We start from the raw sequence: 21,669 nt of genomic DNA on the forward strand, positions 1-21,669 counted from the left end.
AAGTTCGTCAGCGTTCCCGCTGTTATCGTCGCTCCTTGCACGCTAGTAATCGTACCGGCTGTTATCGTTGCCCCTAGTACACTCGTTAGCGTTCCTGCCGTGATCGTTGCCCCTAATACGCTGGTCAGAGTTCCGTTCAGTAAGTTCGTCAGCGTTCCCGCTGTTATCGTCGCTCCTTGTACGCTAGTAATCGTACCGGCTGTTATCGTTGCCCCTAGCACACTCGTTAGCGTTCCTGCCGTTATCGTCGCACCCAGTACACTCGTTAATGTTCCTGCGGTGATGGTTGCTCCTAGCACGCTAGTAATTGTACCCGCTGTTATGGTTACACTCGTCATACTTGGCATGTTACTGATCGTACCATCCAAAATAATGCCTACCAGATTACCAGATGTATCCGTGCGTACGGGATGAGTTACATTCGCTTCATCTGTCCCGTAAATAAGTGTTCGTAAATTGTCCGGGTTTAAGTTAAAACTCGAAAAGTTTGGCATCTAGTGCCCCCCCCTCTATCGAACATGATCTAACACCATAGCAGTGCTAAGGCATTCTATGCGGAGGCCTTACAAGCAGTAACGGCACAAGCCTTTCTCTATTTTTGCAGTGCAAGGGACAACCCAAACCAAAAGCCAACCACTCTCATATACTAGATTTGGATAGATCTGACGATGAGCGTGACGTGTCATTCATAGTAGAAAAATTGGAATGAGTTTATGTCATTCAATGCTAAGTGGGGAGGTAAATAAATGACCAACTACAACGTGTTTAATTCGTCTGACAGACCTCTATATACTCAACAAATGAACACATATGTTTCACCTGGTGTAGAAGCTACTCCAGATGCAGGAGCAGCTGCGGCAGGCAGATTGTTCTCGCTAACGAGCGGAAACGTCTCAGTGGGAGCGGGAAGCAGCTTGTTATTACAGGTGGTCAATCCGGCAGCCAGTGGACGTAGGCTCTATTTTTCTCAAGTGATTGGGGGAACAACGGCTGCAGCATCGCTCATCCTATACCGAGGCGGGACCCTTACTGGCGGGTCAGTACTCACTCCCATTAATAATCTCTTTGGTAGTTCGATTACTAGTGTCATGACTGCACAGCAGGTGACCGGTTCCATTACGGGAAGTCCCGTCACGCTGATAAGCATTCCCTTAACCGCTGGTGCCTATAGTACGCGACTGCCGGGGACAATTATTGTTCCTTCAGGACAATCCATGACACTCAGCCTTGGAACAGGTGCATTAACTGGGTCCCTTAATGTAAGCTGGTGGGAATTTTGAAAATCGACAATAAGGAGGGATTAATCATCCATGCCTAACTATAATATTTTTGGTAATGCTGACAAACCATTAAGTCAATTACAATTAAACACCTATCAATCACCGAGTGCATCTGCCCCTGCAGAAGCGAGTGCGAGTCAGGCGGGAAGACTCTTCGCAGCAGGAGCGACCAACTCAGCTAGTCTCGGTCTACTCGGAGGATCGATCATTATTACTGTACAACTAACCAATCCGGCGGGCAGCGAAAGAACGGCTTACATCTCTCGTATTTCAGGTGGCATTAACATTTCATTAAACTTGCTGTCCTCATTTAGCGGCTCCATGTCGATTGTTAGAAATGGTACGCTAACGACACCAACAACACTTACGTCTGCCAACTTGAATTTTTCAAGTAGTACCACAAGCCTGATGGCCGTTCGTTCGTCTACCTCTGTATCCACGGGAGGAACTTCTGTATTAACGATGCCGTTGGCAGCAGGTCCACTTGAATTTAATGAGTTCGGTGACTTTATCATTCCATCAGGTCAATCCTTTACATTAACGATAAGCGGTGCATTAACTGTCGCAGGTGTTATCGCCAATACCGCTAACATTGTCTGGTGGGAGGTCTAAGCGGACTCCGTCCTTTTGATAGTTGCTTCCTTCTCCCGCTTGGACTTTTCTCCCCACAAATAAGAACCTGATACAAAGCCTACAACCCCGATAACAGCTATGGTACACCCAATCCAGAAGAAAGTCGTTCTTACCCCCACAGATTCAATAACAATCCCCCCAAGAAGCGGTGCAGAAATAAGAACAACACTAACAACCGTATTGCTTATACCAAACACACGCCCGACCATATCCTGGCGGCTTTCTTTTTGCATAATTGTCTGGTTTGTTACCATGTATAGTCCATTCCCTACTCCAATCAGAACAGCAAACATGATAATATACAAGGCCGTATCCACTGTTTGTAGCAGCCCTAAACCAGCTATGCCAAGCCCAATTCCAAGGTATCCGCCTCCAAGTCCAATCACATACGAGAGCCGCCCTACCCTGTTAACGAGTATCATGACAACAACCGACCCTGCTCCAATGGCAGCAACAAGAATACCAAGCATCGACTCCCGATCCGGAGCAATTTCTCGAAGCAGCATCGTAAACTGATAATCAATCATGAGCAGTGCAAATAGCCCAAACACACTATATATCAAAGTACAAATCAGCATTCTCTGCTGAAAAAGATACGTCCATCCATCCTTCCAGTCAGACCATACGGAGGTACTCCCTACGGCCGCATCCACTGCCTCTTGATCCACGTGAAACTTTTTCTCTTCATGGAATGAGTCCTCTGTGTGCAATAACTCGTTTTTCTTCGTTTCAGCACCTCTTATACTCCATAACAGTGAAGCCGAAGCAAACCGTGCACAGGCCCCAATACCGATACATACTTGCGGTGAAAAAATAGCGAGCGTCATGCCCCCAAGAAGTGGGCCTGCAATTTTAGAGAACTGATTAACAAGACCATTTAATGATGTCGCCTGCACTAGTTGCTCTTCCCTCACGAGCGATCTTGTCATCGCTTGATGTGCGGGCATGATAAAAGATGAAACTGCTGCACGGCACATAAGGATAGGAATAACCGCATAAGGATGGGAAGCAGTGAGGAGGACCAGGGTAAGAATACCCGTCAGCAGATCCGCAAGCATCATTAGCTTCAATTTGGGGAAACGGTCTGCTGCAACTCCTGCAAATGATCCAAGAATAAGACCTGGCAAAGCCATTGCCACAGGGACTAGGGCCAGCGTAACTGGGCTTGCTCCCCACCTGTAGACCATAATGATCTGGATAGCAATGGCATCAAACCACTCTCCGAAAGAAGCGGTAGCATAGGCGGTAAACATCCGCATAAACCGCCTATTGTTTAATAAGCTGCTCTCACTTGAAAGTTTACGGTTTAAAAAGTTTATTTTCATATTGATCCTCCATTATCGTAAGCTTGATCTTACAATAACGGGGAATTGTCAGAGGATTATCAGACAGAAGCGAGGAAATTCATGATTTTTTCACGTGCTTGATCCAATAAAACATCATATTGATGTTTCTCATTTAAGTCAGCGAAAATGCGGCTCAATTTCTGCCTTAAAGCTCTGATCTCTTTTTCATGAGCAGGGCGAGGATTCCGATCTATATAGCGCATAAATTGTCCAAGGGAGATGAGTAAATGCGGGGTGCTTTTGGATTCATAATATACACGCATTCCCTGATCAACAGAAGAAACGGCTTCTTGAATAAGGCCCTGAGCGTACTGCCAGATTCCTGCAACAAAATGGAAACGGATCATCTCTCGAAGATAGGGAGTATCCTCTAGCATAAGACGAATTTGCTCCATCTTGCTTGTTATCCGATCCGGACGATTTTCTAGAATATAGAGGTACAACTCCGCTGTAGCCACTGGAATGTGGAACCCACTTAATTCCTCTTCCTTCACAACCCGATGGGTCTCAATCAATCGTTCCTCAGCTTCTGCAAATCGGCCATTCTCTGCAAACATATCAATGATATTCAGGATGTACATCTCCCTATGATGACGAGGGGATAGCAGACCCGATTGAAGGACCTTCTCACAGATCTGAAGTGCTTCTTCAGGCTGAACAATAATTCCATAAAGAAGCGATATCCAGTACAACTGATCCTGCACAGGAGTTATCTGATCATGTACAAAATAGGCAAGATCCCCCTCTAGAAAGTGCAGGTATTTGGAGTAAAAGGAGGCTACCTCGATCCCAAGGACCTCCTGCTGAGCAGCAAGGGTTAGCATCGATTCCCCTTGTCCAAGTAAATGATATTTTTGAAAAAGCTGATCTACCGCCGCTTGCAGTTCAGGGTCCCTTAAGGAAGGACGCATACGGAGACCCTCCGGTTCGTGCACAGTCAGTCGGTACCCGGTACCACGCACGGTTTGAAGTTCAAACTCAGGAAGAGACACAAGCTTTTTACGAAGCCGGTAAATATGATCATCCACTGTACGTTCTGAAGGATATTCCATCCCCCATACCTTATTCAGCAAATGTTCCCGGGTAAAGGTCTGGCCTTGATGACGATGCAAAAACGTAAGGAGTGCATACTCCTTTGCTAAGAGATGGGCTGCTCCCGATGGTGTAATAACCGAGTAGGTTCCTTCGTCAAAATCAATCATGGGATATCCTCCACTTATCTTCATTCGTTCATCCGCTATTTTTACTATTCTTATTGTACACGTTGCATTCCTATATTGCCTCCGTCTCCATCACAAAAAACTGGCGCCAATAAGGCACCAGTTCCTAGTTCACACTTAACCGCGACATTCTATCCCAGGACAACCCGGTCATCTGCAAGCGTCGTTCCACTGATCTGTTCGAACTCCCGCAGAAGTTCTGCCACGGTCAGTGTTGCTTTGCGCTTCGCATCCACATCAAGGATGATTCGTCCCTTATCCATCATAATCAGCCGGTTACCGAGCCGAATTGCTTGTTCCATATTATGAGTAACCATCAAAGTGGTTAGGTTCATCTCTCGTACAAGGGATTCTGTAATGCTTGTAATCAGCTCAGCTCGTGAAGGATCAAGCGCAGCCGTATGCTCATCCAGCAGGAGAATCTCCGGGCGAGTAAAAGTAGCCATGAGCAGGCTCAGCGCCTGTCTTTCACCACCAGATAAAAGTCCCACCTTTGCTCTGGTCCGATTTTCGAGTCCGATCCCCAGTTTCTCGAGTTGTTCCCGGAATATCTTTTTCGTTCCATTGCTGATACCAAAAGATAATCCTCTTGATTTCCCTCTGCGGTATGCCATCGCCAGGTTCTCTTCAATTGTCATCTGAGGAGCAGTTCCTGCCATCGGGTCCTGAAATACCCGCCCAATCCACTGGCTCCGCTTATATTCAGGTAACCCACTTATCGTCTTATCCTTAATTTTTACTGTTCCGGCATCAGGCCTCAGCACACCTGAAATCACATTCATGAGGGTTGATTTTCCCGCACCATTACTTCCGATTACGGTTACAAAATCGCCTTGGTTCAAGATCAAATTAGCATCCATCAAGGCGATTTTCTCGTCTACTGTACCTGGATTAAATAATTTGGAGACATGATCAATGTGCAGCATTATAGACCACCTCCTACACTTTTGTCTGCTTTTCCCGATCCTGATAGTAAAGTAGCTGTCCGTTTCTTAGCCATCTTCTTCTGCTTCATTCTCCGCTGGGCGGAAGGAATAAGCAAAGCCAGAATAACGATAACGGCGGTAATAATCTTCAGATCAGAAGTCTCCAGCCATTCAATACGATACGCGATCATGACGACAATACGGTACACGACGGAGCCGATAATAACGGAAACGATCGCCCAGAAAATACTGCGTTTACCAATGATCGCTTCTCCAATAATGACCGAAGCCAAACCAATGACGATCATCCCGATTCCCATTGAAATATCAGCAAATCCTGAGTGCTGGGCAATAAAGGAACCAGATAAGGCTACCAGTCCATTAGACAAGCTGATTCCCACCAATTTAGTCGTGTCTGTATTGGCACCAAAGCTGCGAATCATGCGCTCATTATCACCCGTCGCGCGAAGCGCAAGGCCAAGATTTGTTTTAAAGAAAACATCCAACAGTAAGATTACAACAATAGAAACAACAATCATGAACAAGAGCGTGGATGCCCCTGTGAATATGGTGTCCGTATTAATCAGCGATACGTTGGGTGCTTTTAAAATTCGCATATTAATCGAATAAAGTGCAATCATCATCAGAATCCCTGATAAGAGTCCGTTGATTTTCCCCTTCGTATGTAACAGACCGGTGCAAGCACCTGCTGCAATACCTCCTCCAAAGGCGGCCAGCGTAGCCACCCAAGGAGAGTGCCCTGCCGTAATCATCACGGAGGCAATAGCACCGCCTGTCGTAAAACTTTGATCCACGGTAAGATCAGGGAAATCGAGAATCCGGAAAGTAATATATACACCTAGCGCCATAAGTCCATACAATAAGCCCAGTTCAATGGCTTTTGGTGTTGATGCAAGCAGTTCGAGCAGTGTACTAACCATACCATTCTCCTCCTAGTTAAAGAGAACAGGGTGGCACGTCCACCCTGTTCAGCAAGCTGTCATCTTCTATTGCTGTATCTTGGTATTACTGAATAATATTCGTCTCCTGATCGGTTACACTTGCCTTCATTTCTTCTGTCACTTCAATGCCTTGTTCCGTAGCGGCTTTGAGGTTAAGAATAAGGTCCAGCTTGTCTGGAACCGTAATAGCCAGATCGCCCGGATTTGCGCCATTTTTCAAAATATCTACCGCCATCTCACCAACTTGATAGCCATGGTCAAAATATTTGAATCCTACCGTCGCAAACGCTCCCTTCTCGACCGTATCACGATCACTTGAGAAGAACGGGATATCTTTGTCATTGGCAATTTTGATGATTGTATCTACTGCACTTACGACTGTATTATCCAGAGTAATGTACAGAGCATCGACTTTCCCTACTAGGGAATCCGCCGCCTGCTGTACCTCTGATGTATTTGTTACTGCCGCTTTTACAAGTGTAATCCCATGTTCCTTAAATGCTGCTTCTGCATTGTTTGCCATAACAACAGCATTTGACTCTCCTTCGTTCAGTACGAGCCCCACTTTTTTAATTTCCGGCATTTGCTCTGCAATGAATGATGCCAAGGTTTTTATTGCTTCCGGATTCGTATCCGATGCCCCTGTAACATTTCCGCCTGGCTTCTCAAGACTCGTCACGAGCTTCGCACCTAAAGGATCGGTTACAGCTGCGAACAACACGGGTATGTCTTTTACCTGCTGAACTACAGCTTGAGCGGAAGGTGTGGCAATTCCAAGCACAAGATCGCTTTTCTCTGTGGCAATCTTCTGTGCAATGGATAGGTTATTGGCCGCATCGTTCTGCGCATTATTCAAGTCAATCTTAAGATTGCCCCCTTCCACCAGACCGCCGTCCTTCAAAGCAGCAATAAACCCTTCTCTCGTTGCATCAAGTGACGGATGTTCAACGTATTGTGAGATCGCAATGGAGTATGTCTGCTTCTCTCCAGCCGTATCTCCGCCTTCACTACCAGATGTACCGTTTGTACCCGCATTCCCTGTATCATTACCACAACCTGCTACCAAAGCAATAGAAGCACTGAGAATCAAAGACATCCACGTTTTTCTTTTCATATGTATACCCCTCTCTTTTTCTTCTTCGTTCACTTTACTTCCATTTAATACCTCTAACATGCGGTGTCACATAATAGCATTAGCGCTTTTACATTTAACTGCGCTAAAGTAACTGGAGCTAAAAAAGCGCAACCCTCTCGTTATAAGCAGTGAGAAGGCATGTAAAGCAGTGGATCTCTTCGACAATAATTAACGTATGGTCAGAAACAACTTTTCCCTAATATTACGGGTGCTTGTACTATTCGTCAATTACTACTTTTGCTGGAAATATGAAAAATAAAAGAAAAACGCCCTTCAGAACCAAAGTTCTGTTAGGCGTCTTTCTTTTTTAGGATGGTTTGATCTTATAAGTACAGCAACGGCCGCCTTTGGCAAGGCATTCGGTACGGGTTACCGAAGCCTGAAGCAATGACTCAAATAACTCTAGCTCACAACGACAAGCTTGATTGTATACATCTGCCACTTCGGAAATCGGGCAGTTATATTCATGCAGCGTATATCCGTCTCCATCCTTCGTAAGTTCGGTCATATACCCGCCATCGTTTTGGATGCGTGCCAAGGAATGGACTCTACCCTCAAGATCTTTATCTTCCATCTCTTTCTTGTATCGTTCGCGAAGCTTGTTTCTGCGCCTCTCAAACAGCAAATCAATCATTTCTTCACCGGCTTCATCTTCAAGCTCCCCAAGCAGATCCAGCGTAACCTTTGGATAGGTTTTGGGAAACAACGTCTCACCTGCATCGGTGAGTCCATAAACTGCGGAAGGACGGCCAGCTGTCTGCCGTACCAAATGAGGAGCAATATACCCATCCTTCTCCAGCGTTGCAAGATGCCTGCGTACCGCCATCTCCGTAATATTCAGTTCGGCAGTGATCTCACGGGCACTCAGCGGTCCTTGAAGCTTTAACATATGCAATACTTGCTGACGTGTCGACATATCTCTTGGTGCACTCATAAGAATCACCTGCTTTCGTGTTTATGAGATCGAAGCAGTCTCCATGTTTGCTTTTTCCCGGCAAGCGTCAGAACAGAACTGGTCATGTTCTTCTACACAAGAATCACAAGATACATACTGGAGATTACATGTCGGGCAGTTCACATATTGGTCTTCTGTCGTTCCACAGTGGTAGCAGGAAGCAATCACGATATCTTCGTCCGTACGGTTAATGGGTACAGAGATACGCTCGTCAAATACGTAACATTTACCATCAAACAATTTTCCCTGTACTTCAGGGTCCTTGCCATAAGTGACAATACCGCCCTCAAGCTGTGCTACATCCTGAAATCCTTCTTTCAATAAGAAACCGGTAAGCTTCTCGCAGCGAATACCGCCTGTGCAGTACGTAATGACTTTCTTATCTTTTACATCTCCCAGATTTTCGCGGATCCACTGCGGAAACTCACGGAAAGACTCTACATCAGGACGAATTGCGCCACGGAAATGCCCAATTTCATATTCATAATCGTTACGGCCGTCAATGACAACAACGTCGTCACTTTGCAGCTCTTCATAGAATTCTTTTGGAGAAAGGCGCTTGCCGTACAGAACATTTGGATCCAGCTCTTCTTCATACCGGAAAGTTACGAGTTCTTTTTTATGACGTACGAACATTTTTTTAAAAGTATGTCCTTCCACTTCATCAATCTTGAACCAGATGTCACTAAACAGCGGATTTGCCTTCATATCCTGCATATATTGCTCTGTTTGTTCATAGGTTCCAGACACCGTCCCATTAATACCTTCTTCAGCAATAAGAATGCGGCCTTTCAGTCCAAGGTCCTTGCAATATTGTAAATGTTCCTGGGTTAACGTCTCAGGATCATCAATGTGAACAAATTTATAGTAAAGCAGTACACGGTAATTAGTTTGACTCATTTTCTTTTTCCACCTGTCATTATTTATAGTTCCAAGCTATGAATTAGACGACAACTACAGACCTCTAAACAACAAGAAGTAGCCACAAGAAGGAGAAAAAAGGTTCCCTCTGCCGCTACATGTAAATTTTAGGGTCAAAATATATTCCTAGTCTATCGAAGTGACCTCACTTAGTCAATATAAATGTATAAAAAGTTAGTTAAGTACTGAAGTTCAATCCACCTTTTTCCTATAAAAAAGAACACCCTGCACTCCCTTTCATCGGAAGTACAGGGCACTCTCCTTCATTTCTATTCTGTAGTTATGCTTTCACAGACCCTTGGGTAACCCCATTGATAATCCATTTCTGTGCAAAGATGTAGATCAGAATCATCGGCAACATGGCCATTAGATAGGAAGCGAAGGCCAAGTTAAAGTCCGTATTAAACTGTCCTTGGAAAATGTACTGCACGAGCGGCAACGTATACTGGCTCTGGTCACTGATCATGATGAGCGGCAGCAGGAAGTCATTATACGTTGACAGACAAGTCAGAATCCCAACCGTAGCACTCATGGGAGCAAGCAATGGGAAAATAATTCGCCAGAACGTTCCCCATGTCGTTGCCCCATCCACTTTCGCAGCTTCTTCCAGTGCGTTCGGGATTGAACGAATATAGGCTACATAGATAAATACGTTAAATGCAAGTCCATAAACCGTATGAAGGAAAATAAGTCCAACTAGATTCGTCATGTTCAGCGCAGAGGTAAGTTTTACGACTGGCAACATAATGATTTGAAAGGGAATAAACATAGCACTAACAAAATAAAAGTACAATCCTTTAAAGAACTTATGGTTCATATTCCTTGCAATCGCATAAGCAACAAGCGAGTTGGTCAGCAAGGTTAGAATGACAGTTGATATGGTGACGATAGCACTGTTACCCAAAGCGTTGAAAAATCCAGTCATCTCGATCGCTTTAGAGAAGTTTTCCCACTGGATGTCTGCAGGAAATGAAAAAATAGACTGCCGCATCTGTTCCGGATTTTTGAGTGCGATCGTTACGGTCATATAGAGAGGGAACAATACAACGATAGTCCCGAGCGTGACAAGGGTCATGACGATCCAATTTGTACGATTACGGGCTTTTTTCATTACATGTCACTCTCCCTTCTCTGCAGGAATCGAAGCTGTATGATGGAGATAAATGCAATCAGAATAAAGTAAATGATGGCATTGGCTGATTGATAAGCAAACTCCCCGCCCTCAAATCCACCCGTGTAGATGAGATGAGCAATCGACTGTGTCGAACGTCCAGGTCCCCCATCGGTCATCGCCACGACTAGGTCAAATACCATGAGGGAATTTTTCATCGCAAGTACCATATTGATCGTGAAGAACGGTGCAATCAGTGGGAAGGTAATACTCCAGAACTCGCGCCATTTCCCTGCCCCGTCCAAATTGGAGGCTTCGTATAGATCCGTTGGAATCGTCTGAAGTCCTGCTAGATACAGGATTGTATTAAAGGCAATCCCTTGCCAGATCGCTACCGTTACCACACCTACCCAGGCAAGATCCTGACTTCCAAGGATGTTGGTAGATAAGGCAGTAAGTCCAAGACTCTCTCCCCAGATCGGAAATACGTTAGAGAAGAGGTAGTTAAAGATATAACCGACAATCAGAATACTAAGAATATTCGGCAAGAAGTAGACTGCACGAAAAAAGTTGCGGAATTTAATCTTGGCATTAAGTCCAAGAGCAATCAACAGACTGATAATATTAATAAAAATAGTCGCAACAACGGCAAATCGGATGGTAAACCAATAGGCATTACCGATGTTGCTATCCTGGAACAGATTCACATAATTTTTGAAGCCGACAAAATCATACGTATCACCGAAACCATTCCAGTTCGTAAACGAATAGTAGAGGCCCTGCAGAGCGGGCAAAGTCATGAATACAAAGAACAATACCACAGCGGGTAATGTCATCCAGTAATACGGAGCGAGCTGCTTCTTCATGTTCCATCCTCCTTAGTGGAGAGAGCCAACCCTTTTGCAGCTTTACTTTCAAAAGTTTGTATCCCTCGTCAGTCTCTTGATGAATTGAAAATAATTACGCTTTAGCTATTACATTTGATTAATGAACCACTTATCTGCGATTGGCTACCTTGTCCCATTCCTTATCAAGTTTCGCGAGATAAGCGTCTATATCCCGATTCTGCAAAAACTCCTGTACGATCGAGTTCAGCTGGACCGCAGCAGGAATATAGTGATCGGCAAAGTCGGTAACTCGCCCTTCTTCAATATAGGGAATGACGCCCGCTACGCTCGGATCCTCTTGAATTACACCCTCTACAGCGGCAAACAGATTTTGTTCTGTAATGTACTGCTTAATATTGTCTTCGCGAAGCAAAAATTTGATAAACTCCACGGATTCTTCTTTATATTCTGTATCTTCGGACACCGTCAGCAAAGTGTCGATTCCGTTGACTAAATTGATTTCTTCTGGATTATTGCTCGTTGGGAAAGGAAAGAAACCGATTTCGATATCCGGATTGGCTTTTCTTATTTCTGGAATCGCCCAAGTTCCCTGAATGTACATATAGGCATCACCGTTTGCAAAAGCACGATTACCATCTGCATACGTTTTACCGAAATTATCACTATGTCCATAATCTAGAATGGCAAGCTGTTTCTCCGCTACTTCTCTGTATCTTTCCTGAAAAGTAGTCTCGTTCGCCCTGCGCTCAAGATAGAAATCAATGCCTTCGAGATTCGGCGCTAAGGCGTTAAAAGCAAGGTTGGTCTGCCAATCATCCTTATAGGTCAAGTAAAAAGGAATTTTGCCAGCATCTTTGATTTTACCTGCTGTTTTCAGTAGCTCGTCCCATGTCTTGGGAACTTCCAGTCCCATTTCTTTAAAAAGGGTTTTGTTGTACATAATGCCATTGGCATTCGTTGCATAAGGAATACCTGTCAGCTCGTCCATGCCACTTGTATCCGTTACCATTTCAAGATAACTCGGATTAATGAGATTGATCATCTCCTGATCTGTCTGCTCCATAAAAATATGGCTTTGTGACAGGACCGAAAAGGTATCTGTTGCTCCAAGTGCCATAATGTCTGGAACATCATTTTTAACAAGCCTTGTCTTGAGTACGGTCTCCGCATCTGGTGGATTCACTTGTGTCACTTCAATTTCGGATTGTTCACTGTTAAATTTCTTAACCAGCTTGTCAAACGATTCTTTCGCTTCCGCCTTGTTCTGAAAAAACTCCAGTTGAACTTTGTCAGATGTTCCGCTGCTATTGCATGCTGTTAGCATGAGCATAGCGCCTCCTGCGAGCAGCAACATCTTACAACCTTTTAACAATCGAAATCCCATGGTGACCCCCTCCTCATGGTGTACATAAAAGTGCTTACATTTCCTTTTATAGCAAGAGCTTAACACACTTATTTTCAGGCAGGCAATGGATATGAATGTAAGAAAACATAAGATATGTATGAACCAACTCTATATATTTGTCAGATTCATCGAAAACGTTTCCCATAACAGCACAAAAAAACGGATGTTAATTATTAACACCCGTTTTTATAATTCGAATCATCTTCATAAAAAATTCATCACTTCGACTCGCAAAAAACTAAATTCATGGAAGAAGTAAAATCTTCCCGGTGCTCTTTCTGCTTTCCAGAAAACGATGGGCAGCAGCTGCATTTTCCAGCGAAAAGGTAGTCGGCTCCTTTAGTTTTAACGTGCCCTCTACAATGATGCTGAATAAATCGTTCGCTCTGCGAACTCGGTCTCTACGATCAGTAACATGGTTCCACAAGTCACCGCCCGTTAGTGTTTTGGATGTATCCATTAGCATACGAGGATCGACTGGCTCCGGATCTCCACCTGCCATTCCAAAGAACACAACATGACCTTTTATCCGTGCTGCTCGAAAGCTGTCCATAAGCGTAGAACCTACAGAGTCGTAGACTGCATGCACACCGCTTCCCTGTGAGGACCAAGCTCTTGCCTGCTCAGCCCAATCCCCTTCGTTATACAAAAGAACTTCGTCAGCTCCAGCATGGATTGCCACTTCTCTCTTGGTCTGACTGGAGGTCAAGCCGAGTACTCTTGCACCTTTTCCTTTAGCGAGTTGAATGAGAAGCTGTCCTACCCCACCCGCTGCTGCGTGAACAACGATATCATCCCCTGGCTTTACCTCATAGCTGTCATTTACGAGATAATGAGCTGTCATCCCCTGTAGCAAAATAGAAGCAGCTTGTTCGTAAGTAATCGCAGCTGGTATAGGAATGGCCTTATCTACAGGAACAAGAACGTACTCACTGTTCGCATGAGGTACATCAGCGAAGCCAATCCGATCCCCCTTACGAATCCCTTCCACATCATCTGCTACTTCCACCACAATCCCTGCTCCTTCATATCCAAGGATGTAAGGCGGCTCTCCTTCCAGGTGATAGTTTCCTTGTCTCCGGTATATATCTGCATAGTTCAGCCCAATTGCTTTCATCTGAACGAGTACCGTCCCATCCTCTATAGCAGGTTGCTCAATTTCTTCTATGTGTAATACCTCAGGTCCGCCAAATTCACGAAATACTAATGCTTTCATCTCATCTCTTCCTTTCCGGACTAACATAAGTTAACTCATGGAAATTCCCAAAACATAAATAGGCTATCTCAAGCGAAGAATGATTCACAGAGATAGCCTTATATTTTATGCATAAATTATATTATCCAAACACCTGAATTAATAGCGCCACCGTCATAATCAGTCCACACAACATCGAAGACTGCAGGGAAGCTCCCATTAGAGGTAAATAGGCCTCAGAGGGGTTTGTTTTACCTAGTGTTTTGTATACTTTGTATAGTGGAACAACTGAAATAATAGCAACCAGTCCATAGATCGGGAGAGCCCCCATCAGAACCGTAATCACTAGAAATACATAAGCAAGGGTGGTCATTAGTTTGGAGAGTCGAAGTCCCTTCTCCTCGCCCCACATGACAACCAGTGTCTTCTTCCCAGTATCGCGATCTGCACGCCAGTGTAAGAAGTGATGGTTAAACAGCAGCATAGTCGTGAGCATCCCTACAGGGAAAGACAAAAGCAGCGGAGTAAGGTGGAACTGCCCTGTCTGTACGTAGTAAGCTCCAAGTACGGGCAAGATCCCGAAGGAAATAAAAATACCGATCTCGCTATAGCCTTTCCCCCGATAACCAAACTTGATTGGAGGTGCTACATAGAAATAAGCAATCAGAGCTCCGATCAGCGCAAGGACCAGAATAGGCCAGCCGCTTACAATCGTCAGCACCAGACCACACAATACTGCGAGCAGTAAAAATCCCCACGTAATGTTTGCTAGACGTTTTTCCGTAATCAAACCGGACGTAAGGAACCCTGAATGTGTCGATATGGAACCTTCTCCCTCGGTTGCTTTCGTATCTGTCCCGTTGCGATAATCCCATAAATCATTGACGAGATTAGAAAAAATATGAGCAGATACAGCGCCAATCAGCGTTAATAAAAACAGAAACCAGTGAAATTCTTTTTCCACTGCATAAGCAGCAACGGTTCCAAGAATCACGGGTACGATCATTACGGGTATAGAATACAAGCGGGCAAGTCGTTTAAATAATTCCCATTTCTTCATGATGTATAAAAGCCTCCTATGAAAAATCATGGCAGTCGTTCTAATAGTTTGTGACAATGTTCACACAATGTTTGATTATACACCCAATATGCCAAGTTTGTCATAGGAAAAATATACTTTCATGAAAAAAAGTTACGGGTACTTCCTTTTCTTCTCTCGTGAGGAATAGTGATTAAGAATCATCCCAGCAATAAACAGAAGCACGCCCAGATTCAGAGCAATATCAGCGAGATTGAGTATACCGCCGCCATCGGAGAACACAATAAAATCAGTTACCGTTCCGTGCCAGAAACGATCAATCATATTCCCAGCTGCTCCCCCAACGAGAAGACCTGCCCCAACGTTCATAACCCGGCCATGAATCTCGCCCTTATATCTGTAGTATAGAACCAAACTGATAAAGATCAGGGCAACGACCCCAAACAAACGGGCATACCCTTGGAATAGACTAAAGGCCATACCGGAGTTCTCGTAGTGCCGAAACTCATGAATCAGACCTCCAATGGGAATGACTTCGGAAATAGCCATATGATGACGCACCCACCATTTGCTGAGCTGATCAAGTAAAATAATGAGAAACGCTGAAAAATAAAATAGCATCCTTTCCTCCTTATGTCTGAAACTCATTAATATGTACCCCATCACTGTACCATAGGCAAAGCAGTCAAATCCAAGACACTTTTAGCAAATCACACATAAAAAGGAGGCCTTCCTATCTTGAGGAAAGCCTCCTTTTATATTAAACAAAGATGAAAAGATCCAGCGGTTCAAACCGCTTCGCGCTGACTACTTAATAGCAGACAGTACATCAATCAGCATCTTTTTAAACGCCTCTCGATTCACATCTTCACATACTCTTACATTCGGGGTTTGCCCTAGTCGGCCATTAATATCAACGACGCTGTATCCTCTAGTATACTGTCCCTGCGCTTCGACATCGACGAAATACGAGCCCGACTTCGTCATGATGGATTCATCAGCAGCTACCGCCATAAGAAGGGTATCGGGATGTGTTGTACCCGGAAGTTTATGTACCGTTTTATTGAACTGCATAACCACTTTATTGATATCTGTAAAAAATTGTGATCCCTTCGTACCCAGTGCTGCGATCTCTTCATGATCTGCGTCTTCCATCACCGAATAACGTGTGCACATCTCCCAGCCAACCATTGTCATTGGAACGCCCGAGTGAAGTACAATTCGAGCTGCCTCCGGGTCTGTATAGAAATTATATTCGGCAGCAGGCGTGATATTACCAAGCGAGTTATTCGCACCGCCCATGATGTAAATATGCGGGATGAGCGGAATAATCGTTGGGTCTTTTTGTATCGCCATCGCTATATTCGTGAGAGGCGCAATCGCTAGAATAGAGATTTCTCCTGGATTCGCATGCACCGTTTCGATAATATAATCTACCGCATGTTTTGTTTCCGGGCGCTGATCTGCTTTTGGAAAATGGGCTCCACCCATTCCATCATCGCCGTGTACATCGTCAACATAACGATGTTGACCTGTACCAAGGGTAAGAATAGGACGTTCAACCCCTTTATATACCGGTACTTGTCCACCTTTTCCAGCCACTTGAACCGTATATAGTGCATTCTCTACTTCCTGATTGAATTCTACATTGCCCCCGGTAATCGTTATCCCTTCCACTTGGAAGTAATGGAGCGCTGTCAAAATGGCAATTGTATCGTCTCCTGCCGTATCCGTATCAATAATGACTCTTTTCATCTGTATACACTCCCTGTTGTCTTTGTTCCTGCCAAATAAAGCATGTACATCTTTCATTATTGAACCACTTTCCTAATCGATCTTGCAAGTATTTATCCTATTCCTCTTCGTACTTGTGAGGCATCCTTACGAGAGAAGTTACCTCTTTATTTGCAATCTCTCTATCTTTTCGTTACCATCTTACTGAAATCATTACATGTATAGAGGAGGATTATTTATGTTAGAAATGCAAAGTTTTATTAGTCGGTGGAAGAGACACCGTGAAGTGCTACATAAACTGGTTGAGCTGGATCAAAACGATCTTGTTCAGTACAAGCCTTGGGATGGTGGAATGAGCTACGGAGAACTGGCAATTCACATCGCGTCAACTACCGAGATGTTTGCCAACACCGTCATTCGCGGAGAGTTCACCCCTCCTCAGTCCAAAGACGAGTGGGCAACAATGGAAGATGTACGTAACCTTGTACATCGTTACACTGAATCGACAGATTCCCTGCTCGCTTCCGTTACAGAAGAACAGCAACAAAAAGTAATTACGTTCTTTGGAAATACGGCACCCGGCTATGGCATCCTGAACATGGCTCTTGACCATGAAATTCACCACAAAGGTCAATTGTTCACTTATGCACGTATGGCAGGCGTTACTGAGCTACCATTCTTCATGTAATTCAGACCCAATTTAAATAATGTTAACCAGTCCTTTACGATTTCGTATCTGACTGGTTTTTTTGTTTCTTTCCGAATATGAAATTAAAGATACCAAAAAAGTGTTCAACATCCTTATTTTGGGGTATATAAGCGAGAGACAATTTGAATTAGGAGGTATTTTGGATTGAAAAAGTGGAATTTATTAATGATTGGACTGCCCCTCATGGTGGTGCTTGCTGCCTGCGGTAACGAAGGTGTAAAGACCGGCACTCCAAACACAGAAAGCACACCGCCGGTTAGTGAACAAGCTTCAGATAACACAGAAAATACGGGAAATACAGAGGATGTTGCGGAACAACCCCCTACCGCAGAAGAACTACTCACCCGTATTATTGAAGCAAGTAAAGACATTCAGAGTTATTCCATGGATAGTAAAATCGAGCAGAACATGAGTATAACTGCCGAGGGTAACGAACAAACCCAGAAGATGAAAATGGATATGAAATCAGACTTGGTTATAGAGCCAATGACTGTTTATCAGGAAGTTACCACAACGATGCCTGGTCAAGACGGTACCCAGAAAGTGAAACAGTATATCAGTGAAGACGGGGTCTATACTCAAGTGGAAGACACCTGGATGCTTCTTCCGAAGGAAACTACCGCCCCCCTTCTCAAACAAATGAAGAATCAGACTAATGCAGCTGCTCAGTTTGAACAGCTAAACAGCATTGCAAGTGATCTTCAAGTGGCCGAAGAAGATGATGTCTACTGGCTGAAAGCGAAGCTTTCCGGTGATAAGGTACAAGAATTCGCAGCCACCATGTTAGCTGCCAACGGTGCAACAGATCCGCAAATGATAGAGATGATGAAACAGATGAACATCAAGACTATGGATATTTCCTATGGTGTTGATAAGAAGACCTATTTCCCGAAAGATCTCACCTACTCTATGGACATGAATATGGACATAGAGGGTCAGGCTCTCACCATTCAAATGAACATGGACAGCTCACTTAAAGATTACAACAAGAAGGACAGCATTGAAGTTCCTCAGGAAGTGAAAGAAAACGCGCTTGAGCAGCAAATGCCGGAGCAGCCGGCTGCTCCATAAATCAAATAGCGACCTCCCTTAAACGGGAAGGCCGCTATTTTTGATTTTACTATGATCCACCTCAAGGGCTCTCGTATTCAGCTATTATTTATCTCTGCTCATTTCGCTTAGCTGCATAATCATCATAATTCCCAAGATAAGTACTCAGCTTCCCTGAATCCAGAGACCATACCTTCTCTGCCAGACGATTGATAAAATAACGATCGTGAGATACAGCTAGTATGGTTCCCTTATAGTCTTCGAGCGCTTCCTCTAGTGCTTCACGAGAAGTAATATCCAGATGATTCGTCGGCTCATCAAGCAGAAGAACATTCGGTTTCTTATTGACCAGAATAGCTAGACGTAGCCTAGACCACTCACCGCCCGACAACTTACCAATCTCCCGAAATACCTGCGGTCCATAAAACATATATTTAGCGAGCACCGACCGCGCCTCTCCCTCTTCCATTGCTGCATGTTCACGGAAATAGGCGAGTACGGTTTGTTTTGGCTGCTGAATTTCTTCCTGTTGCGCCAAATAACCTACACTGACTCCTGCACCCCACTCAATAAATCCCTCATCCGCTACCTCTTGATCAAGCAACAACTTGAAAAAGGTAGTCTTACCGGAGCCATTCGTGCCAAGCAGCGCGATCTTATCCTGATATTCTATCATGCCTTCCAAACCGCTAAAAATTGCTCTATCTCCATACTGTTTAGTAAGCGCCTCAAACATGAGCACAATCTGTCCCGAGCGCTGATCCGGCCTTAGTCCAAATGCCGCCGTCTTCTGAACGAGCGTTGGTTTCTTGACCTGCTCCATACGAGCAAGGGCTTTCCGAATCGAGTTCGCCCGCCGAAAGAACTTCTCATTCCCGCCAACTCGGCCCCACTCCTCCAGCTGACGAATGGTCTCCTTCATCTTCTTGATTTTCTTCTGCTGCTCCTGATATTCTGCAAACTGCTGAAGAAGTCGCTCTTCTTTCGCTTTTACATAACGGGAATACGTCCCTGAATAGGAGAATGCTTCCCCATCCTCCAGCTCGATGATCCCAGTGACGACCCGATCTAGAAAATAACGGTCATGCGATACCAGAATACACGCGCCTGGATAGTTTCTTAAAAATTGCTCCAGCCATTCCACACCTGAGAGATCCAAATGATTCGTCGGTTCATCTAATAGTAGCAGCTCCGGTTTGCGTATGAGCTGGGATGCAAGGACAATCCGCGTCTTCTCCCCTCCTGACAGTGTGCTGAAATTTCGAGCATACATCGATTTATCAATCTGCAGTCCCGTGGCTACCATATCGATGCTGGCATCCATCTCATAGCCGCCTTCCCGCTCATACTGCTCTTGAAGGACAGCGTAACGGTGTAGTAACCTCGCAAGCACATCCTGATCTGCAGCCACTTCGGGTCCCCCCATTTGCTGTTCCAACCGGGTCATTTGCTGTCTACTTTCTAGCAGGTCCTGAAAACCATGAGCCAGTACTTCATATCCTGTTTTTTGCTCAAAATCGACCGGGATTTGTGGCAAGTATCCGACCCTTGCTTCCTTTTTCACCGCCAGCATTCCAGAGTCTGGTTTTTCCATCTTCGAAATTAGGGACAGTAATGTAGATTTCCCACTCCCGTTTACACCGATGAGTCCGACTTTTTCTCCTTCTTTTATTTCAAAAGTTACATTATCCAGCACGAGGTTAGCCCCGTGATATTTTTTTAATTGTTGTCCGTTTACGATTATCATTGTAGAATCCTCCTGAGATGGAAGACCCTATCACACCACAAAAAAGAGCCACGGGAACAAGCCCGTGACCCTTCATTCGGAAAAAGGTATTACAATCCGCTTGAGGTTAAGGTAGGCATCTTCTCGAAATAGTTAAACTTATATAGGGTAAATTGGACAGACTTCTCCCGTAATAAGAAACCTCTGAAGAAAATGCCAGACAGTACCATTGGCAGCTGGCTCAAGCGGCTGTTCACCATTTCAAAATTCACCTACCTCACCTCCTTTTCTAATCGTTATTGTTAATATATCACAATTCACGTCTCTATCACACCTGGCATACGCCAAGAAAACAGATATAACCGTTTATTACCGAAGCCATGATTCAAAAAAGGACCGATATCCTTCCTTCATCACGGTTTTGGAAAAAGCCCCAAAAGCATACTCTCGGTTATCCTCTGATACCTTACGAGGTGCGGCAGCCGCCATATTAACCAGTTCAAAATAGTTGCGCTCATTTCCACCAAATGCATGGGTAGAGCTAATATGTCCGTAGCACGGGTGCTCCGGCTTCACGACCATTTTGCCCATCGCCATCGCTTCGGTCAGAGGCATCGCAAACGTATCGAAACGCGAAGAGCTCCAATATACCTTGGAGGAATTCATCAGCTCGAACACCTCATCCTGACTCAAAGCAAACTTCAGTTTCACGTTATTCGGAATATCGTACTTTTTCATGCTCTCCTCGTAACGACGGCCGCCAAATACCATAAATACTTCTTTATCCGGATTTTGATGAGCGTATTCAATGACAAGATCAGGGCGGCGATTTGCTTCATCCCGTCCAATCCACATAATCCGGTTATCAATTACGGCAGATGGATCATAATGCTTACGCGCTAGTTCCTCGTCAAAACCGATCGGAATGACGGTTACATCATGAACTCCATACTGGGCGGCCATCTCCCTTTTCAGGAATTCAGTCTGTACGATCGCTTTGTCCACGATTTGATAGAAGGGTTTCATCATTTCATACCCCGTCAGGGCAGGATCAGGAAAACTATGCGGGAACAGTACGCTGTTCTTCAAAAACATCTTCAGATAAGTAAAGCCGGAAACGGTGTAGATGATATGATCAATATTCTGAGAATAGATCTGATCCAGTACAATATCATAATTGACCAGATCGCCTTTTTCGTGTTCATATCCTGGAACCCAATCATAACCACTCACATGACGTTCTGGAGAAATAAATACAATCTCAACACCCAATTCTTCTCCAATTGCTTTTAGCCTGTCAGCAAAAACTCGAGGTCCCTGAGCTTCTGTAAACTGAATTTTGCGCATCACAAGTCCTACTTTATCCATTACGTTTCCTCCTTCTTCCGTGTAGTTGTATGTACAATGGCACTATTTCATTTATGTTCATCATTGTTCTTTTGCTGTTCTACCAATATAATCGACCTCTTTGGTA

General features: G+C 44.5%; 20 protein-coding genes and 2 pseudogenes. 4 read left to right on the forward strand and 18 right to left on the reverse strand.

From position 1 onward, the window contains the following. Window positions 1–494 (reverse strand): annotated as a pseudogene (locus KFT32_RS14575) (DUF6385 domain-containing protein); the annotation flags it as partial. A 252-nt stretch (window positions 495–746) separates the two neighbouring features. Between KFT32_RS14575 and KFT32_RS14580 the strand changes: the two are divergent. Next, window positions 747–1,280 (forward strand): hypothetical protein, encoded by a 534-nt coding sequence (locus KFT32_RS14580; protein ID WP_211747960.1) that lies wholly within the window; start codon window positions 747–749, stop codon window positions 1,278–1,280. Between the two features lie 30 nt (window positions 1,281–1,310). Further along, window positions 1,311–1,892: a hypothetical protein gene (locus tag KFT32_RS14585; RefSeq protein ID WP_211747961.1), complete on the forward strand. Its 582-nt coding sequence runs from the start codon at window positions 1,311–1,313 to the stop codon at window positions 1,890–1,892. Here the strand turns inward: KFT32_RS14585 and KFT32_RS14590 are convergent. The 14 genes from KFT32_RS14590 to KFT32_RS14655 form a co-directional block, all read right to left on the reverse strand. Next, entirely contained in the window at window positions 1,889–3,238 is a 1,350-nt protein-coding gene (locus KFT32_RS14590; RefSeq protein WP_211747962.1) for an MFS transporter, read from the reverse strand. The genes KFT32_RS14585 and KFT32_RS14590 overlap by 4 nt on opposite strands. A gap of 59 nt (window positions 3,239–3,297) precedes the next feature. Continuing rightward, entirely contained in the window at window positions 3,298–4,461 is a 1,164-nt protein-coding gene (locus KFT32_RS14595; protein WP_211747963.1) for a winged helix-turn-helix domain-containing protein, read from the reverse strand. Between the two features lie 149 nt (window positions 4,462–4,610). Beyond that, a complete protein-coding gene (locus KFT32_RS14600; RefSeq protein WP_211747964.1) occupies window positions 4,611–5,405 on the reverse strand; it encodes an ABC transporter ATP-binding protein in 795 nt (264 codons plus the stop codon). Further along, window positions 5,405–6,346: an ABC transporter permease gene (locus tag KFT32_RS14605; RefSeq protein WP_211747965.1), complete on the reverse strand. Its 942-nt coding sequence runs from the start codon at window positions 6,344–6,346 to the stop codon at window positions 5,405–5,407. The genes KFT32_RS14600 and KFT32_RS14605 overlap by 1 nt, the downstream gene beginning before the upstream one ends. 85 nt (window positions 6,347–6,431) lie before the next feature. Beyond that, a complete protein-coding gene (locus KFT32_RS14610) occupies window positions 6,432–7,481 on the reverse strand; it encodes an ABC transporter substrate-binding protein (RefSeq protein ID WP_211747966.1) in 1,050 nt (349 codons plus the stop codon). Window positions 7,482–7,809: 328 nt separating this feature from the next. Continuing rightward, complete coding sequence (locus tag KFT32_RS14615) at window positions 7,810–8,436, reverse strand: helix-turn-helix transcriptional regulator (RefSeq protein ID WP_211747967.1); 627 nt, start codon at window positions 8,434–8,436, stop codon at window positions 7,810–7,812. Window positions 8,437–8,457: 21 nt separating this feature from the next. Further along, window positions 8,458–9,357: an oxygen-dependent tRNA uridine(34) hydroxylase TrhO gene (trhO, locus tag KFT32_RS14620; RefSeq protein WP_211747968.1), complete on the reverse strand. Its 900-nt coding sequence runs from the start codon at window positions 9,355–9,357 to the stop codon at window positions 8,458–8,460. A gap of 301 nt (window positions 9,358–9,658) precedes the next feature. Continuing rightward, entirely contained in the window at window positions 9,659–10,489 is an 831-nt protein-coding gene (locus KFT32_RS14625; RefSeq protein WP_211747969.1) for a carbohydrate ABC transporter permease, read from the reverse strand. Then, window positions 10,489–11,355, reverse strand: coding sequence for a carbohydrate ABC transporter permease (locus tag KFT32_RS14630; RefSeq protein WP_211747970.1), 867 nt, complete (start codon window positions 11,353–11,355; stop codon window positions 10,489–10,491). Before KFT32_RS14630 ends, KFT32_RS14625 begins: the two co-directional genes overlap by 1 nt. A 130-nt stretch (window positions 11,356–11,485) precedes the next feature. Continuing rightward, complete coding sequence (locus KFT32_RS14635) at window positions 11,486–12,721, reverse strand: ABC transporter substrate-binding protein (protein ID WP_249435901.1); 1,236 nt, start codon at window positions 12,719–12,721, stop codon at window positions 11,486–11,488. 265 nt (window positions 12,722–12,986) lie between these two features. Next, window positions 12,987–13,958 carry a quinone oxidoreductase family protein gene (locus tag KFT32_RS14640; RefSeq protein WP_211747971.1) on the reverse strand — a complete coding sequence of 324 codons (972 nt, stop codon included), beginning with the start codon at window positions 13,956–13,958 and terminating at the stop codon, window positions 12,987–12,989. A gap of 121 nt (window positions 13,959–14,079) precedes the next feature. Next, window positions 14,080–14,997: a prenyltransferase gene (locus KFT32_RS14645; protein ID WP_211747972.1), complete on the reverse strand. Its 918-nt coding sequence runs from the start codon at window positions 14,995–14,997 to the stop codon at window positions 14,080–14,082. A gap of 132 nt (window positions 14,998–15,129) precedes the next feature. Next, window positions 15,130–15,597: a signal peptidase II gene (lspA, locus tag KFT32_RS14650; protein ID WP_211747973.1), complete on the reverse strand. Its 468-nt coding sequence runs from the start codon at window positions 15,595–15,597 to the stop codon at window positions 15,130–15,132. Between the two features lie 186 nt (window positions 15,598–15,783). Further along, window positions 15,784–16,731, reverse strand: a complete 948-nt coding sequence (locus KFT32_RS14655; protein WP_211747974.1) for a nucleoside hydrolase — start codon at window positions 16,729–16,731, stop codon at window positions 15,784–15,786. Window positions 16,732–16,948: 217 nt separating this feature from the next. Here KFT32_RS14655 and KFT32_RS14660 point away from each other — a divergent pair, with 217 nt between their 5' ends. Continuing rightward, window positions 16,949–17,398 carry a DinB family protein gene (locus KFT32_RS14660; protein ID WP_211747975.1) on the forward strand — a complete coding sequence of 150 codons (450 nt, stop codon included), beginning with the start codon at window positions 16,949–16,951 and terminating at the stop codon, window positions 17,396–17,398. 165 nt (window positions 17,399–17,563) lie between these two features. Further along, window positions 17,564–18,490 (forward strand): DUF6612 family protein, encoded by a 927-nt coding sequence (locus KFT32_RS14665; RefSeq protein ID WP_211747976.1) that lies wholly within the window; start codon window positions 17,564–17,566, stop codon window positions 18,488–18,490. A gap of 97 nt (window positions 18,491–18,587) precedes the next feature. Here the strand turns inward: KFT32_RS14665 and KFT32_RS14670 are convergent. The 3 genes and pseudogenes from KFT32_RS14670 to KFT32_RS14680 form a co-directional block, all read right to left on the reverse strand. Further along, window positions 18,588–20,216: pseudogene (locus KFT32_RS14670) on the reverse strand (ABC-F family ATP-binding cassette domain-containing protein); the annotation flags it as partial. An 89-nt stretch (window positions 20,217–20,305) separates the two neighbouring features. Beyond that, window positions 20,306–20,467 carry a hypothetical protein gene (locus KFT32_RS14675; RefSeq protein WP_211747978.1) on the reverse strand — a complete coding sequence of 54 codons (162 nt, stop codon included), beginning with the start codon at window positions 20,465–20,467 and terminating at the stop codon, window positions 20,306–20,308. 97 nt (window positions 20,468–20,564) lie between these two features. Beyond that, window positions 20,565–21,563, reverse strand: coding sequence for a glycosyltransferase (locus tag KFT32_RS14680; protein ID WP_211747979.1), 999 nt, complete (start codon window positions 21,561–21,563; stop codon window positions 20,565–20,567). Between the last annotated feature and the right edge of the window lie 106 nt (window positions 21,564–21,669).

The organism is Paenibacillus sp. Marseille-Q4541, assembly GCF_018310695.1.
Classification (GTDB): Bacteria; Bacillota; Bacilli; order Paenibacillales; family Paenibacillaceae; genus Paenibacillus.